The organism is Faecalimonas nexilis (genome assembly GCF_059731825.1).
The window spans coordinates 421,771-437,011 of sequence record NZ_AP029189.1; the positions used below are offsets into that span (position 1 = coordinate 421,771).

Below are 15,241 nucleotides of genomic sequence, written 5' to 3' on the forward strand. Positions count from 1 at the left end.
ATGATACAACTTATGATACAGAAAAACAATACTAGTAGAAAATATGTCTTAAAATATTTGAACCTTGCCTGCTTCCTCACAGTCCAGTTCTCTTTTTAGGGCAATAAAATGTTGTTTCTGCTGTTTTCTCAGATAGTTCTATTTAAATCTTTATGTTTAAGGTCAAAGGTAGTCAATCATAAAGAATGACTACCTTTGATCTTCGTATTAAATTGTTATAAGATTAATTAACATGAAAAATATTACTAATAAGAATTATTCTGCAAGTGTTTCAAAAAAAAGTTTCAGATCATCTTCTACAGTACTAATTCCTGAAATGCCAAAGTTTTCTACCAAGACCTTAGCTACATTAGGACTAAGAAATGCCGGGAGAGTAGGACCGAGATGGATGTTCTTTACACCAAGATACAAAAGCGCTAACAGAACGATAACAGCTTTCTGTTCATACCATGCGATGTTGTAAATGATAGGCAGGTCGTTGATATCGTCCAGACCAAAAACTTCTTTAAGTTTTAATGCAATGACAGCAAGAGAATACGAGTCGTTGCACTGTCCGGCATCTAGAACACGTGGAATACCATTGATGTCGCCTAAAGGCAATTTGTTATACTTATATTTCGCACATCCAGCTGTCAGGATCACGGTATCCTTCGGCAGTGCCTTGGCAAATTCAGTATAATATTCCCGGTTCTTGGCTCGACCATCACAGCCTGCCATAACTACAAACTTTTTGATCGCGCCGCTTTTTACTGCCTCAACAACCTGATCTGCAAGAGCCAAAACCTGTGCATGTGCAAATCCGCCGATGAGATCTCCCGTTTCAATTTCGGTTGGTGCAGAGCATTTTTTGGCGTGTTCAATGATAGCGGAAAAGTCCTTCTGCTCCCCGATTTCTCCCGGAATATGGGTGCATCCTGGATATCCGGCTGCGCCGGTGGTGTAGAGTCTGTCCTTGTAGCTGTCCTTGGGCGGAACAATACAGTTGGTTGTCATCAGGATAGGACCGTTGAAAGATTCAAATTCCTCCTTCTGTTTCCACCACGCATTACCATAGTTACCGATAAAGTTGGGATACTTTTTGAATGCTGGGTAATAATGAGCGGGAAGCATCTCGGAATGGGTATAAACATCCACACCAGTTCCTTGTGTCTGCTCCAGCAACATTTCCAGATCTCGCAAGTCGTGACCGGAAACCAGAATACCGGGATTTTTTCCAACGCCAATGTTTACCTTTGTGATCTCGGGATTTCCATAGGCTTCCGTGTTGGCCTTGTCCAGCAAAGCCATACCGGATACACCATGTTTTCCGGTTTCCATTGTCAGGGCGATCAAGTCCTCCATGTTGAGATTATCATCCAGTGTAGCAGCCAGTGCCTGCTGAAGGAAAGTGTCCACCTCACTGTCATCCTTCAACAGCACATTTGCGTGCTTGGAGTATGCAGACAATCCCTTCAGACCGTAGGTGATCAGTTCTCGCAGAGAACGGATATCTTCATTTTTTGTGGAAAGTACGCCGACTGTTTGGGCCTTTTCTTCCCAGTTGCCGGAGCCATTCCATTTTGCTGCTTCTGGCAGGACAGAAGGATCTGTGATTTGCGCCAACAGTACCTCTTTTTCTGTCAGTGTGGCGCGGATTCTCGCTTCAATGCTCTCTTTGTCAAAATTTGCATTGGTGATAGTAGTGAATAAGTTTAAAGTAATCAGATGATTGATTTCTGCGGACACCTGTTTGCCTTCCTGACGTAGTGCAGTTGTGACAGCCGAAATTCCTTTTGTGACATAGACCAGCAAATCCTGCATGGCTGCTACATCAGGTTTCTTTCCACACACACCAGACATGGTACAGCCTTTGCACCCAGCGGTTTCCTGACATTGATAGCAAAACATTTTTTGTTCCATAATAGACCTCCTAAAAGTTATTAAATAAAGTTATTTGATTTTCGTTTATGTGGTTGCCGTATAATCTGAAAAAGATAAATGCATTTAAATTAATCGTTCCAAACGATTGCAGACACAGGACACGAATCAATAGCCTCTTGTACGACCTCTTGATTTTCATTGGTTGACGGTTGATAAGCCTCTGCTTTTCCATGTTCATTTATGCGGAAAACTTCGTCACAGACACTACAGCAAAGTCCGCAACCAATACAGAGATTCTGTTCTACTCTTGCAGATTTCATAAAATCACCTCCTGATTATGGGAATTGAATTTCATTAAAATACAACGATTAAAAGCATTTTAAATGCTTCTTGTCCATATACCGCATGAGGGTGTCCAGCAGGCATAATGATGGATTCCCCTTCGTGTAACAGATACTCAGTACCGTCGATAGTGATTTTTCCAACACCATCCAAGCAGGTAACAAAAGCATCCCCATCTGACGCATGAGTGCTGATTTCCTCCCCTTTTGCGAATGAGAACAAGGTAATACTTACTGCTGGATTTTGTGCCAGTGTTTTACTGACAACTTGCCCATCCTGATAAGAAATCTGTTCTTTTAGTGTTAATACTTCTGCTTGTGAAATATTTTTCATTTTTATACTCATAATAATCGCCTCCTATCAAGTGTTTTTATTTTGTGTTGTTGGATGTATTTCCTGAATCTAAATGTAAGATCAATCCAGAATTTTACCATCAACAGAGATGGTGATGACCTGCCAAGGGATAAATTTTCCGCTTGCTTGCAACGCTTTTTTTGCGGCCAATTCCAGTCCGCCACAGCAGGGAACTTCCATTCGTACAATTGTCACACTTTGGATATTGTTGCTTTGAATAATCTGTGTTAACTTTTCGCTATAGTCTACATTGTCTAGCTTGGGACAGCCAATTAACGTAATTTTTCCGCACATAAAATCCTCGTGCATTCTGGCGTAGGCATATGCGCTACAATCTGCTGCAATCAGTAATTTACCTCCGTCAAAATAGGGGGCATTGACGGGAACTAACTTGATTTGGCAGGGCCACTGCCCCAGCTGTGATTCAGTCCGTATTGGAGTAGAAGGAGCAGATTGCGGTGAACGTTGGATATGTTGCATCCGGCTGCCGGGGCAGCCTTCATGAACACTAGCAGAAAAAGAATTCTGTTCATTCTTTTTTCTCATATTTTCTTGTACCGCCTTTTCATCGTAGGCAGCAGCTTCTCGTTCCACAAAGGAAATCGCTCCGGTTGGACAGGTAGGGAGGCAGTCTCCTAAACCATCGCAATAGTCGTCGCGCAGGAGTTTTGCTTTCCCGTCTACGATACCAATGGCTCCTTCGTGACAGGCATCAGCACAAGCTCCACATCCATTACATTTTTCTTCATCTATCTGGATAATTTTACGAATCATTATAAATTCATCCTTTCTCTTGTATTTTCAATGTTACTATAATATAATTTATAATGAAAGTATGTTGTTATAACAACAAAAAGGAGGAAAATGTGAATTTATCTAATACACAACTATTTCGTGGGTTAGAAACAACTGAAATTACAAGTCTTTTGAACTGCCTTAACACCACGGAACACAGCTACAAAAAAGGTGAAGTTATTCTTTCTGAAGGAAGTATTACAGAAAATATAGGAATTGTTCTCTCAGGCATGGTGATGATATCATGCAATGATATTTGGGGAAATAGCAGCGTTCTGGGAAATGTTGCCCCTGGTTCCGTATTTGGTGAAGTATATGCCTGTATTCCGGGCCAACCAATGTTGGTTACAGTGTCTGCAGTTGAAGATACTTCTGTATTATTTATGAATGTAGGGCGTGTTCTGACTACTTGCTCTAAATCATGTATCTTTCACACCAAACTTGTACAAAATTTGTTGACTGTTTGTGCATATAAAAGTCTTCAACTTTCTCAAAGGATTCAACATACCAGTTCTAAATCTATACGTGGGAGATTAATGTCCTATTTTTCAGAATGTGTAAAACAATTTGGAGGGAATTCTTTTCTCATTCCATATAATCGCCAACAGCTGGCTGATTATTTGAATGTTGACCGTAGTACCATGTGCAACGAACTTTCCAAAATGCAAAAAGATGGACTCATTGAATATAATAAGAATCAGTTTTTATTAAAAGACAGATTAATGCTTTGAATGGATGTCGTAAGTGCTTAGTATGACTGGTATTCAAAGAAAGTTGAAAATATTTGACAAGGGGTTATTATATGAACATTAGAAAAGCAAGCAGAGAAGATTTATCAAGAATTGGAGAAATCTATGTCTTTAATAATCGTGCAAATTATTATCCGGTATTTAAAGACAAAATTTATTCATTTAGTAACTCAAACTTCCCACACCAATAAGGTGTGATTAACCTTGAAAATTCAATATTTCAGCCAATTAAAAAGGCATAAATACGTTCCTTTGGTATAATAGAATTGTCGAAAAACCAAAATAGAAAAGGGGATTTATGCCATGTCCAGTATATCACAGAACAATAGCAATGAGGTAGCATTACTTGATTGTGTCCAGAAGTTTTTTATCAAGCATCACGTTGGCAGGTTGTTGAAGCAATGCAACGGCACCAAAGAGAAAGGCGTTTCCGCTGTTTCTCTGCTTAAGTATAAGATGGGGAACATTTTCACTGGAAGAAGTATGTATATGCAACAGAAAACAGGTTCCTTCAAAGAAGCGTTTTCCAAGAACACCTTCTATCGTTTTCTGAATTCTACGAAAACCAACTGGCTCCGTTTTACATCACTTCTTGCTGCTGACATCGTGAAGAATGATCTAAAGCACCTTACTGATGACTCCCGTAAGAACGTGTTTATCATCGACGACAGTCTGTTCCATCGTACAAGCTGCAAAAAGACAGAACTGGGATCTAAAGTCTTTGATCATACGGGAATGAACTACAAGAAAGGCTTCCGTATGCAGACCGTAAGCTGGAGCGATGGGAATACGCTGATTCCTGTAAACAGCTGTCTCCTGGCTTCATCCAAAGAGTCGAACATCATCGGCCCTGTGAAGGCATTTGATAAGAGAACTCTTGCCGGAAAGCGTCGTAAGCTTGCACAGACAAAAGCTCCGGAGGCAATGCTTACACTCCTTGATACCGCTGTATCTGCGGGGCTTTCTGCAGAATATGTGCTTTTTGATTCCTGGTTTTCCAATCCTGCACAGATAACTGCGCTTAAGTCTAGAGGAATGGATGTCATTGCCATGATCAAGAAAAGTAGCCGCATCAAGTACACTTATGGTGAGGACCAGCTTAATATCAAGGAAATATATTCCAGGAACAAGAAACGTCGTGGCCGTTCCAGGTATCTTCTTTCTGTTGATGTGATGGTAGGGAAAGAGAATCCCATTCCAGCAAAAATCGTTTGCGTAAGAAACAAGGCCAATCGTAAGGATTGGCTTGCTTTCATATGCACAGATACATCGCTCTCCGAAGAAGAAATCATCCGCATCTATGGCAAACGCTGGAAAATCGAGGTCTTTTTCAAGACCTGCAAGTCTATGCTGAATCTGATTGGTGAATGTCATAGCTTATCTTATGATGCACTGACTGCTCACGTAGCAATCGTGTTTACCAGATACATGTTACTTGCAATGGAGCAGAGACAGAATGAAGATCAACGAACCCTAGGGGAACTGTTCTTTTTTCTGGTAGATGAAATGGCAGATATCACTTTCTACCGTTCACTTAGCATCCTGATGGATGCTTTCATGGCAAGCCTTCAGGAACTTCTGAAGCTTAGTGACGAACAGTTGGCTAGATTTACTGCTGATTTTGAGTCCAGACTGCCAGAATATCTGCGTAATGCACTCCATCCACTGGCTACTGTGGCATAAATCGCTATTTTGTTAGCTGAAATATTGAATTTTCAAGGAACAAGTCCAATTTGGGGTATGGGAAGTCTTAGTTAGTAAGTTGCAAGTTATTTCAATAATTGATGAGTATTTTAAATTTGATGAAGTCTTAGAAAGTATTTATGTTTTTGATGATGGTTTGGTAAGTGCATTTATGGAAATAAAAGAGACAGAAATTTGCAAATTATATGTTGATCCTTTTTTTCAAAATAGCGGAATAGGCTCAGAATTAATTGAATTTGCAATTAAAGAATTAAAGACCAATCATTTATGGGTACTTCAAGAAAATGATAAGGCAATTTCTTTTTATCAAAAACTTACTAAATTTCTGATTATCTTTTCATAAGTTGGTAAATGCCGATATATCCCGTATTTTAGGGCTTTATCGGTATTTTCTTTTTGGAAGATACCTTGCATAAGCTGGCATTTACCAGCATGAAAATGCAACCAAAAGTAGTAAATGAGTAGTAAATATAAGCTCCGATATTAACAAGCCAGTCTTTCCAGTTCTGCTTTTGCAGATTGAAATGTACCGTGTGCATAATAGCCAAGTGTCATGGTTATGTTAGCGTGTCCCATAAGATATTGCAGGGTGTTTGGGTTCATTCCTCTGTTTGCCATATTCGTACAGTAAGTATGTCGGAATGAATGTGGTGTGATGTTCGGTAACTTGTCCGTGTGATACTTGTTATACTTCTTAATTAGTCCTCGCACCATGCCCTCATAGTTTCCTGCAACTTTAGGTAAGCCCTCACGGTTCAAGAATAGGAAATTGCTATAACCACCTACAATCAACGGTTGTGCCTTTCCTCTGTTCTTTAGTATTCTTTGGATTGCTTGATAAGCCCGTTCTGTCAATGGAAGTTCTCGTTTTCCGTTTTTGGTCTTTGGCGTTTCAATATAGTAGCCGATTTCGCTGTCTTTCAATAACTGGTGGTCTATATTGAGTATTCTGTTCTGCATATCAATATGCGTCGTTAGTCCGCAAAATTCAGAAATACGAAGTCCCGTTTCCAGCAGAAGCACAACCTCATCATAATACTTGCTGTAAATCTTATCCTTTTCCATAAAGGCAAGCAGGCGTTCTTCCTGCTCTGGTGTAAGGATAACTTTCTGCTCCGTATCATCTTCCAGAACATCACTTAGCTTAAATTCAAACGGGTTCTTTCTGATACAGTCGTCTTGTATCGCCATGTAAAATGACGCTTTCAAGGAACGCTTGTAGTTATCAATCGTTTTATAGGCGTATCCTTTTTCGCTCATTCTGATAGCCCATTCTTTAGCGTCCGACTGCTTAACAGTATCAATCGCCCTCATACCCAATGGGTCATTTTTCAGAGCGTTCATAAGATACTGTCGTCCTTTTTCAGTAGCCCTCTTGATGTTCTTTCTTTGGCTGTTCTTCTTGTCGTAGAGCTGGCAGACTGTCATTTTACCGCCTGCTGTATCGATACCGTCGTTAAGGTCTTTTTTAATCTGTGTTTCTTTTTCCCTCAACGATATATCATCACGCTTTCCAGCAGGTGTCTTGTCTGTCGGTACAAGTTTCCAAGAATAGATAAATTGTGGCTTTCCGTATATATCGGTATATTTATAAACGTATCTTCCGTCTTTTCGCTGGCTCTCTCCATTACGCAAATTGCGATTTTTACTGTCTTTTCGTTTTACATTAGACATAGTGTAAAGCTCCTTTCCGTCATGGAACGAGCCGTGATACGCTATATTTATTATACCATATCTACGGCTCAATGACATTAGATTTCGTCCAATGTATCTATGATTTTTTCAAATTGTTTTCGCTTAATCTGAATACGGTTGCCGTTCACGATAACCCAGCCAGCGTCAAGATTTTCTTCGGCTAATTTACGCAATTTCTTTTCGCCAATGCGGAAGTATTTGGACGCTTCTTCAACCGTCAGCGTATATTTTTCCCAAATAGGCACATCAGTATTGTTCATAATCTATGCACCCCCCTTTACTGTGTGTCGTTTTTTACAAGCAGGCAGACGGCTTTGGAAAGCTCCATTAGTATCTCAACTATTCCCATTCTTGTGGGCAGAACCGCACCATGCGGACGTATCATTATTCTGTGAGGATAGGTCGTGGCAAAACAACTTTTCCAACAGTCGCTCTCGGATCACTGCGTGGGTCGCTCGCTTTCTTTTGAAAAGGTCGTGGCGTACAGTCCCCGTGGCTCGCCATCTCACAAACGTATCTGTCTGCTTTATTCAGTTGTCAAAGAGCTGTGGTGAAAGCGTGTTGCTTTCATATAAAAGCAGGTGGCAGAGCAGGAAAGAGGGGGGATATTAAATCATGCTCCGCTAAAAACTGCTTATTCTTCTGGTTCTAAGTCCATATCTTCAATATCAAAACCTAAAATCATTTTGATAAGTGCTTCTCTGATACGTCCTTTTAATTCCATATCTACAACGATATAAACATTGCCGTATTCATCATAAAGTGAACGCAAACAGCACTTTGATATGTAAGGGTCATAAAATGCCAGTAATTTTTCAATCGCTTTTTCGTTTCCGTCCATAGCTGATGAAATCAAGTAATAAGACGGTTTCTTAAATAACTGTTTCATTTTCTAATGTTCCTCCTTGAGTATTTTTTTCATAGTTTCCAAAGCGTGATGTCGGTTTCTAAATACACCGCTTTGCGTGATTTTCTGCAAGTTGGCAATTTCACTTTCTGTCATTTCCAAGAAGTAATACATCAACAGAGTATTGCGTTTTCTTTCTGGAAGTTTCTTCAAGGCTTCTGCCAATTCATCATCAAGGACACGAATATCAATGCCACATACTGAAAAGATTGTATAATCTGTTTCGTAGTCGTCCCAAACAGCCATTTTATCAACAAGGACATCTGGCAATTCGCTGAAAGATATTTCTTTATTCTTACGACGGTTTAATTCCTTGTAATAATCTTTCACGACACTACGGACAACTTTCTTTAAACAACTTTCAAAACGACATTGAACTGTTTTCTGGAAGTCAGACGGTTTCATCAATCTCACCTCCTTTCCTTTATGATTTGAAAAGTGTTTATCCCTCTTTCCGCACCATATAAGGACAGCTAGGTGTGATTTAATGACCTCTTTTGAAAAATTTTTTAAATTTTTTCGGGTATGAAAAAAGCCCGCACAAAACATATAGTCTGTACGAGCCTTTAAAGCTAAAACATAGTAATATTGTATCATTAAGAATCACAAATCACAAGTGATTTGTGATTAATCACTTGTGATTTGTGATAAGTGATTTGTGATTAATATATAAAAGCCCTCTTTAAAGGGCTTTTATGTTTATTTGTTAGGCTTTAAGCCTGTTCAGCATAGTGGAGTTTCTCAGAAGAGAAACGGAACTTTGATGAACAAATAAACCACCGGCTAGGCCGGTGAGTCAGCATTGCTTAAGCTTACAGTAAAAAACCTCCAGTGATATAATTATGTTGGTTCGCCAACCACATAAAATCAAAGGAGGTTATCCAAATGGATATAAACAGTTTAGCACATACGAAATGGAATTGTAAGTATCATATTGTTTTTGCACCAAAATATAGAAGAAAAGTAGCGTATGGGAAGATGAAACAGGATATTGCGAATATTTTAAGTATGCTATGCAAAAGAAAAGGTGTAGAAATAGTAGAGGCAGAGATATGCCCAGACCATGTGCATATGCTTGTAAAGATACCACCAAGTTTAAGTGTTTCAAGTTTTGTAGGGTATTTGAAAGGAAAAAGTACACTTATGATCTTCGAACGCCATGCAAATTTAAAATACAAATATGGAAATCGCCATTTCTGGTGCAGAGGATATTACGTAGATACTGTAGGGAAAAATGCAAAGAAGATACAAGAATATATTCAAAATCAATTACAAAATGATTTAGAGTATGATCAGATGACACTAAAAGAATATATTGACCCGTTTACGGGTGAGCCAGTAAACCAAAATAAATAAAATAAGCCCCATAGGGCTTAATAAGTAAATGACGGTACAGTTGGCGAACCAAATTCGATGAGTCTTTAGACTTAGCGTCGGTAATAAGCCCTTATAGGGCTAGTACAAACCACCGGCTAAGCCGGTGGTTTTGATTTGAAAAAGAGATAAAATCAATATATCCCTTTTCCCCAATTTTTACAACGGCATTGTAGGGCTTTTTCTCTTTGTTTTTGATTCCTTTTACCAGGGTTTCTTTTCCCTCCAGTAATTCTTTTACATTCGTTTTGGTTAGTTTTTTCTTTCTAAAATGTTCAGCTAAAGTAAACTTACATTCAGGATAATTTGAACAACCATAAAACGATTTTTTTAATACAATATTGTTGCCACACTTAGGACATTTTCCTACAAGGGGTCCCGAGCGCTTAGTGGGAATTTGTACCCCTTATCGATACAAATTCCCCGTAGGCGCTAGGGACCTCTTTAGCTTCTTGGAAGCTGTCAGTAGTATATCTAATAATTTATCTCCATTCCCTTTAGTAACGTGTAACTTTCCAAATTTAAAAAAGCGACTCATAGAATTATTTCCTCCCGTTAAATAATAGATAACTATTAAAAATAGACAATACTTGCTCATAAGTAATGGTACTTAAATTGTTTACTTTGGCGTGTTTCATTGCTTGATGAAACTGATTTTTAGTAAACAGTTGACGATATTCTCGATTGACCCATTTTGAAACAAAGTACGTATATAGCTTCCAATATTTATCTGGAACATCTGTGGTATGGCGGGTAAGTTTTATTAAGACACTGTTTACTTTTGGTTTAGGATGAAAGCATTCCGCTGGCAGCTTAAGCAATTGCTGAATCGAGACTTGAGTGTGCAAGAGCAACCCTAGTGTTCGGTGAATATCCAAGGTACGCTTGTAGAATCCTTCTTCAACAATCAGATAGATGTCAGACGCACGGCTTTCAAAAACCACTTTTTTAATAATTTGTGTGCTTAAATGGTAAGGAATATTCCCAACAATTTTATACCTCTGTTTGTTAGGGAATTGAAACTGTAGAATATCTTGGTGAATTAAAGTGACACGAGTATTCAGTTTTAATTTTTCTGACGATAAGTTGAATAGATGACTGTCTAATTCAATAGACGTTACCTGTTTACTTATTTTAGCCAGTTTCGTCGTTAAATGCCCTTTACCTGTTCCAATTTCGTAAACGGTATCGGTTTCTTTTAAATTCAATTGTTTTATTATTTGGTTGAGTACTTTTTCACTCGTTAAAAAGTTTTGAGAATATTTTATATTTTTGTTCATGTAATCACTCCTGAAGTGATTACATCTGTAAATAAATACAGAAGTTAAACGATTTGTTTGTAATTTTAGTTATCTGTTTAAAAAGTCATAAGATTAGTCACTGGTAGGAATTAATCTAACGTATTTATTTATCTGCGTAATCACTGTTTTTAGTCTGTTTCAAAACAGTAGATGTTTTATCTACATTACGCATTTGGAATACCAACATGACGAATCCCTCCTTCTTAATTACAAATTTTTAGCATCTAATTTAACTTCAATTCCTATTATACAAAATTTTAAGATAACAGTCAAGAACATATCTGCACAAGTTGTAGATATACCATAAATGCTGATAATCAACATGATTACGCTTACCATCAAATAAGTAAGTGTTTCTTGCTTATTAAAATTATCCATAGTACAACGTGAATTCCAGAGAAAAAGAGAAATCGCACCAAGAATAATACTTAAAACAAAAATGACATTTCTTTTTTTACTGTCACGGAACATTTTCTTTTCATTTTGTTTGTCAAAATAAAGAAAATCACGTATCGTCATTTTACTTATTCTTCTTAATAGATTAAGCAAAACCAAAACATAAATAGTTAAAAAATAAATTATCAATAGTCCAATAGAAACGAAATTCAAAGAAATAAAGAGAGTTTTTGGAATACCCAGTAAGTTTACAATTACTAACGACACAAACTGGCTGAATAAAAAGCCAATAGGAATAGCTAATACAAATGCTAAAATTCCCAACAGTATATTTTCAATTACAACTAAGTGGGCAATTTCTTTTTTCTTAATGCCAAGAAGCATATATGTTCCTAATTCTTTACTTCTTTTTTCAAACATAAATTTCGTTGTATAGTTGATCAAAAAGCATATCACAAAAATAATAAGAATATTTACAGCGAACAATGAATTCTTAAATGCATCCATACTGGAACATAACTTTACAATTTCATCAGAATTTGCCACCAAATTAAAAGCAAATATAAGAGAAAAGGATGCAGTAACGGTTATCAGATAAATCAAATAATCTTTAATATTTCTTTTTGTATTTCTATACGCTAACTTACCTAACATTTCCCACTTCACCTCCGAGCAAGGTTAATATATCCAGTATTTCATTGAAGAAATCTTTTCTGCTTTTTTCCCCTCTGAAAATTTCATTGAATATTTTACCGTCTTTCAAGAACAAAATACGTTCACAGAAAGACGCACTAAACGGGTCATGTGTTACCATTAAAATAGTAGCCTGCATTTTCTTGTTGATTTCAGACATTGTTTCCAGTAATAATCTGGAAGCTTTTGAGTCCAAAGCTCCCGTCGGTTCATCAGCTAAAATCAGTTTCGGTTCATTGATTAAGGCTCTAGCACAAGCACAACGCTGTTTTTGTCCGCCAGAAACTTCATAAGGAAATTTCGATAAAATATCACGAATACCCAATTTATCGGCGATAGCATGAACTCTTTTCTCAATATCAGTAGGGTTCTGTTTGTTGATAACCAATGATAAAGAAATGTTTTCTCCAATCGTTAAAGTATCTAAAAGGTTGAAATCTTGAAAAATGAACCCTAAATTTTCACGTCTGAAATCAGCAAAATCTTTATCCTTGATTTTGGTAATATCTTGATTATTGACTGTAATGTGTCCGCTGGTTACAGTATCAATCGTAGAGATACAGTTTAATAGGGTAGTCTTTCCAGAACCACTAGCTCCCATGATTGCGACAAATTCGCCCTTATCTACATACATAGAAATACCGTCTACTGCCTTTGTGATATTTCCAGAGTTACCCCCGTAGTATTTTTTTACTTGCTCTAAATTTAAAATGTGTTCCATTAAAAATCGCTCCTTTCTTCCTGCCACATTTATTTGTTTTGGAATACAATTAAATTATAGCAAGGGCAGTATTCAATTACACTTACAGTTTTGAAAGTAAACAGAGAGTAAAAGAGCCGTGATAATGCAGATCACAATTTTGTGAAGCATTTCCACGACCCTTTTATTATAATTTTGCCTTTGTCTTTTTCGTAATGATATAAATATATTCTTCTGGTGTAGGGCGTTTATTCCCAAAATACTTTTTGAAATTTGCCTGCACCTCTGGGTCGGTGCTATTCATAGCTTCATCAATCGTAGCTTCAATATCCGCCCGAACATCAGCCAATGATACACCGCCAGCTTTTGCACCAGCTTTCAATGCCTTTTTTATATCTCTTTTGTTCAGTCCTATCATATTCATACCTCAATTCTACTTTTTAAAGCTAATAAGTTTTCCATTGTATTTTACAATGATGAATATGATATAAAACACTCCTACAACAATCAAAATAAGACCTATGTAATAGCCTAATTCAGAATGAGAGATTAAATTGATAATCGGCATAACAAGAATACCAATACTAACCAGTAAAGTGCCTATTCCTATTTTTTTTGTAAACACCTTTTTATCTTTAGGGTCAAGTTGTGTATAATGATAACCATGTAATAAAGTAATATTCTCTTTTATACCTATTTGATAAGATGTAAAAAGTAAAAACAATCCTATAACTATTTCAACAATCAATTCCTCTAATTCCATAATCGTTCTCTCCTTTAATCAAAATAAAATAATTCTTCAAATTTTTTATCTAAAGCTATACAAAGCACTAATGCCAATTTTGCTGTTGGATTAAATTGTCCAGTTTCAATAGAACTAACTGTATTCCGAGAAACCCCGACTAGTTCAGCTAATTCTGTTTGTGATAATTTTTTTTCTTTTCGTACAGTTTTTAATCTGTTTCGCAAAATTAAATGTTCGTCCATTCTATAAACCTACCATTAAAAATTTATAAAAGTAATACCCCATAAATAGAAAAAAGAATAAAGCAATAACAAATTTGGATTTATTTTTTGAAATATGTGCTTCATAACCCATAGAGCCAAATGCCACAGACCCAATAATTGTCATTATGTCATAGTAAGGTTCTTTACAAACTGCTTTAATGAAAAGAATTAAAATGCAGATAAATAAAACAAACATTAAGCCAAAAGATTTCCCTTGAAGTTTAATATGTTTTTCGTATTCATCAAGATATAGATTCTCTTTTTTGTTTTGTGATAGTATTTTTTCTTTATCCATTATATAACGCTCCCTTCAAATAATACCAAGTACACTTGTCATTTATATTATAGCATTCGGTCATTACAAGTCAATATTTTTGCACAGTTTTCTTGTCGTTTTGTAAAAGCGTGCAAATCTGATAGGAAATGCACGCTATATCATTTATCCTACAATCTTCCAGTTACTATCCTTATGTAGCACAAGCTCATACTGCGATACCTGCGTCGCTTTTGTCTGATTATCAATGAATTTTACCGCAACCTTGACTTTCACATTGTCGCCGTCCTTTATAAAGATAGGGTTTACCAGTTCAGAATAAAGGTAGTCCCTGCCGATAGGTTCAATCACATTTCCCAATACATAGTAAGCAAGCTCTTTTTCCGTCGCTGTTGGGTACAGCTTAAAGAATGTTTCCAGAAAAGCGGTAGCGTCATTTACCGTATCAGCGTCCACGCTTGCGTCTGCTTCTGGTGTCTTAGGCTCATAGTCTGATTTTTCAACTGCTGGTGCAAGGGTAGGGTTTTGAACGATTACCATATCCCCGTCTGCGTCCACATAGACTTTTACAGTATAGGTTGCTTTCACATTGCTTGTCTGTTCTCCCTCTTTTATCTGCTGATCTACTTCGTAGGTAGCAGAAAAAATGTCCGCTCCCGATTGCTCGATATGCCATACAATCACATCTGTAACCGTGGAGCTGGTCGGTATATCGGTTCTAATGGTGTCTACATTTAAGTCCTGCAATTCCTTTGTCAGATAACCGCTGATTGCCTGCGTCCTTGCTTCGATAGCTTCTTTGCTGTTATCCCATGTGTAATAGGACTTCGCAAAGTTTTTCACGAAATTTTCTATCCCGTTGGTGTCCTGCAAGCAAAGTTCAATGATTTCTTTTTCATGGGTGGTGTGCTGGTCGATAGCCGTAAAATTCTTATACACCCCAAAGCTCACGCTTGCGACAAGCACCACCCACAACGCAATCACGGTTTTCTTATGTGTGCCTACCTTGACAGTACGCACCTTTTTTTCTTTTGGTTCTTTGATAGTTTCTGTCTGTTTCTTATTCTTCTTAAACATATTTTTCAAGTC

Annotated in this window: 22 protein-coding genes; 4 read left to right on the plus strand and 18 right to left on the minus strand. The window is 37.3% G+C overall.

The features are described 5' to 3' along the window. Nucleotides 1-255: 255 nt before the first annotated feature. The 4 genes from hcp to AC6I5B_RS01915 all read right to left on the minus strand — a co-directional run bounded on the left by hcp (nucleotide 256) and on the right by AC6I5B_RS01915 (nucleotide 3,330). Nucleotides 256-1,899: a hydroxylamine reductase gene (gene hcp / locus AC6I5B_RS01900; RefSeq protein ID WP_004611847.1), complete on the minus strand. Its 1,644-nt coding sequence runs from the start codon at nucleotides 1,897-1,899 to the stop codon at nucleotides 256-258. Between the two features lie 89 nt (nucleotides 1,900-1,988). Next, a complete protein-coding gene (locus AC6I5B_RS01905) occupies nucleotides 1,989-2,180 on the minus strand; it encodes a ferredoxin (protein WP_004611848.1) in 192 nt (63 codons plus the stop codon). 34 nt (nucleotides 2,181-2,214) lie between these two features. Next, the gene (locus AC6I5B_RS01910; RefSeq protein WP_004611849.1) at nucleotides 2,215-2,547 is read right to left on the minus strand and encodes a cupin domain-containing protein; all 333 of its coding nucleotides are present in this window, start codon (nucleotides 2,545-2,547) and stop codon (nucleotides 2,215-2,217) included. Nucleotides 2,548-2,616: 69 nt separating this feature from the next. Then, complete coding sequence (locus AC6I5B_RS01915) at nucleotides 2,617-3,330, minus strand: ATP-binding protein (RefSeq protein WP_004611850.1); 714 nt, start codon at nucleotides 3,328-3,330, stop codon at nucleotides 2,617-2,619. Nucleotides 3,331-3,422: 92 nt separating this feature from the next. Here AC6I5B_RS01915 and AC6I5B_RS01920 point away from each other — a divergent pair, with 92 nt between their 5' ends. The 3 genes from AC6I5B_RS01920 (at nucleotide 3,423) to AC6I5B_RS01930 (ending at nucleotide 6,147) form a co-directional block, all read left to right on the plus strand. Then, entirely contained in the window at nucleotides 3,423-4,082 is a 660-nt protein-coding gene (locus AC6I5B_RS01920; RefSeq protein WP_022238937.1) for a Crp/Fnr family transcriptional regulator, read from the plus strand. A gap of 321 nt (nucleotides 4,083-4,403) precedes the next feature. Further along, nucleotides 4,404-5,783: an IS4 family transposase gene (locus AC6I5B_RS01925; RefSeq protein ID WP_497773561.1), complete on the plus strand. Its 1,380-nt coding sequence runs from the start codon at nucleotides 4,404-4,406 to the stop codon at nucleotides 5,781-5,783. 79 nt (nucleotides 5,784-5,862) lie between these two features. Further along, complete coding sequence (locus AC6I5B_RS01930) at nucleotides 5,863-6,147, plus strand: GNAT family N-acetyltransferase (protein WP_497773562.1); 285 nt, start codon at nucleotides 5,863-5,865, stop codon at nucleotides 6,145-6,147. A gap of 140 nt (nucleotides 6,148-6,287) precedes the next feature. Here the strand turns inward: AC6I5B_RS01930 and AC6I5B_RS01935 are convergent, their stop codons facing one another. From AC6I5B_RS01935 to AC6I5B_RS01950, 4 genes are all read right to left on the minus strand, one after another. Then, entirely contained in the window at nucleotides 6,288-7,478 is a 1,191-nt protein-coding gene (locus AC6I5B_RS01935; protein WP_003062094.1) for a site-specific integrase, read from the minus strand. 77 nt (nucleotides 7,479-7,555) lie between these two features. Next, the gene (locus AC6I5B_RS01940; protein ID WP_002322728.1) at nucleotides 7,556-7,759 is read right to left on the minus strand and encodes an excisionase; all 204 of its coding nucleotides are present in this window, start codon (nucleotides 7,757-7,759) and stop codon (nucleotides 7,556-7,558) included. Nucleotides 7,760-8,133: 374 nt separating this feature from the next. Then, nucleotides 8,134-8,388, minus strand: a complete 255-nt coding sequence (locus AC6I5B_RS01945; protein WP_002322727.1) for a helix-turn-helix domain-containing protein — start codon at nucleotides 8,386-8,388, stop codon at nucleotides 8,134-8,136. A gap of 3 nt (nucleotides 8,389-8,391) precedes the next feature. Next, nucleotides 8,392-8,811, minus strand: a complete 420-nt coding sequence (locus AC6I5B_RS01950; protein ID WP_003061815.1) for an RNA polymerase sigma factor — start codon at nucleotides 8,809-8,811, stop codon at nucleotides 8,392-8,394. A gap of 480 nt (nucleotides 8,812-9,291) precedes the next feature. On the opposite strand from AC6I5B_RS01950, the gene tnpA reads away from it, so the two are divergent. Next, nucleotides 9,292-9,762, plus strand: coding sequence for an IS200/IS605 family transposase (gene tnpA / locus AC6I5B_RS01955; RefSeq protein WP_009264818.1), 471 nt, complete (start codon nucleotides 9,292-9,294; stop codon nucleotides 9,760-9,762). Nucleotides 9,763-9,853: 91 nt separating this feature from the next. On the opposite strand, the gene AC6I5B_RS01960 is transcribed toward tnpA, so the two are convergent. The 10 genes from AC6I5B_RS01960 to AC6I5B_RS02005 all read right to left on the minus strand — a co-directional run bounded on the left by AC6I5B_RS01960 (nucleotide 9,854) and on the right by AC6I5B_RS02005 (nucleotide 15,229). Next, complete coding sequence (locus AC6I5B_RS01960; protein ID WP_117614142.1) at nucleotides 9,854-10,177, minus strand: topoisomerase C-terminal repeat-containing protein; 324 nt, start codon at nucleotides 10,175-10,177, stop codon at nucleotides 9,854-9,856. Between the two features lie 145 nt (nucleotides 10,178-10,322). Continuing rightward, complete coding sequence (erm(B), locus tag AC6I5B_RS01965; RefSeq protein ID WP_001038795.1) at nucleotides 10,323-11,060, minus strand: 23S rRNA (adenine(2058)-N(6))-methyltransferase Erm(B); 738 nt, start codon at nucleotides 11,058-11,060, stop codon at nucleotides 10,323-10,325. A gap of 124 nt (nucleotides 11,061-11,184) precedes the next feature. Continuing rightward, the gene (locus AC6I5B_RS01970) at nucleotides 11,185-11,268 is read right to left on the minus strand and encodes a 23S rRNA methyltransferase attenuation leader peptide (protein ID WP_001814874.1); all 84 of its coding nucleotides are present in this window, start codon (nucleotides 11,266-11,268) and stop codon (nucleotides 11,185-11,187) included. 20 nt (nucleotides 11,269-11,288) lie between these two features. After that, complete coding sequence (locus AC6I5B_RS01975; RefSeq protein WP_003060411.1) at nucleotides 11,289-12,131, minus strand: FtsX-like permease family protein; 843 nt, start codon at nucleotides 12,129-12,131, stop codon at nucleotides 11,289-11,291. Then, nucleotides 12,121-12,891 (minus strand): ABC transporter ATP-binding protein, encoded by a 771-nt coding sequence (locus AC6I5B_RS01980; protein WP_003061398.1) that lies wholly within the window; start codon nucleotides 12,889-12,891, stop codon nucleotides 12,121-12,123. Before AC6I5B_RS01980 ends, AC6I5B_RS01975 begins: the two co-directional genes overlap by 11 nt. A gap of 166 nt (nucleotides 12,892-13,057) precedes the next feature. Next, nucleotides 13,058-13,288 carry a hypothetical protein gene (locus AC6I5B_RS01985; protein WP_003060191.1) on the minus strand — a complete coding sequence of 77 codons (231 nt, stop codon included), beginning with the start codon at nucleotides 13,286-13,288 and terminating at the stop codon, nucleotides 13,058-13,060. 15 nt (nucleotides 13,289-13,303) lie between these two features. Beyond that, nucleotides 13,304-13,633 (minus strand): DUF3784 domain-containing protein, encoded by a 330-nt coding sequence (locus AC6I5B_RS01990; protein WP_003061243.1) that lies wholly within the window; start codon nucleotides 13,631-13,633, stop codon nucleotides 13,304-13,306. A gap of 14 nt (nucleotides 13,634-13,647) precedes the next feature. Further along, a complete protein-coding gene (locus AC6I5B_RS01995) occupies nucleotides 13,648-13,857 on the minus strand; it encodes a helix-turn-helix transcriptional regulator (RefSeq protein WP_007286202.1) in 210 nt (69 codons plus the stop codon). 1 nt (nucleotide 13,858) lies between these two features. Continuing rightward, on the minus strand, nucleotides 13,859-14,173 hold the full coding sequence (locus AC6I5B_RS02000) for a DUF6442 family protein (RefSeq protein WP_003061887.1): 315 nt from the start codon (nucleotides 14,171-14,173) through the stop codon (nucleotides 13,859-13,861). A 144-nt stretch (nucleotides 14,174-14,317) separates the two neighbouring features. Continuing rightward, entirely contained in the window at nucleotides 14,318-15,229 is a 912-nt protein-coding gene (locus AC6I5B_RS02005) for a conjugal transfer protein (protein WP_497773563.1), read from the minus strand. Nucleotides 15,230-15,241 lie beyond the last annotated feature (12 nt).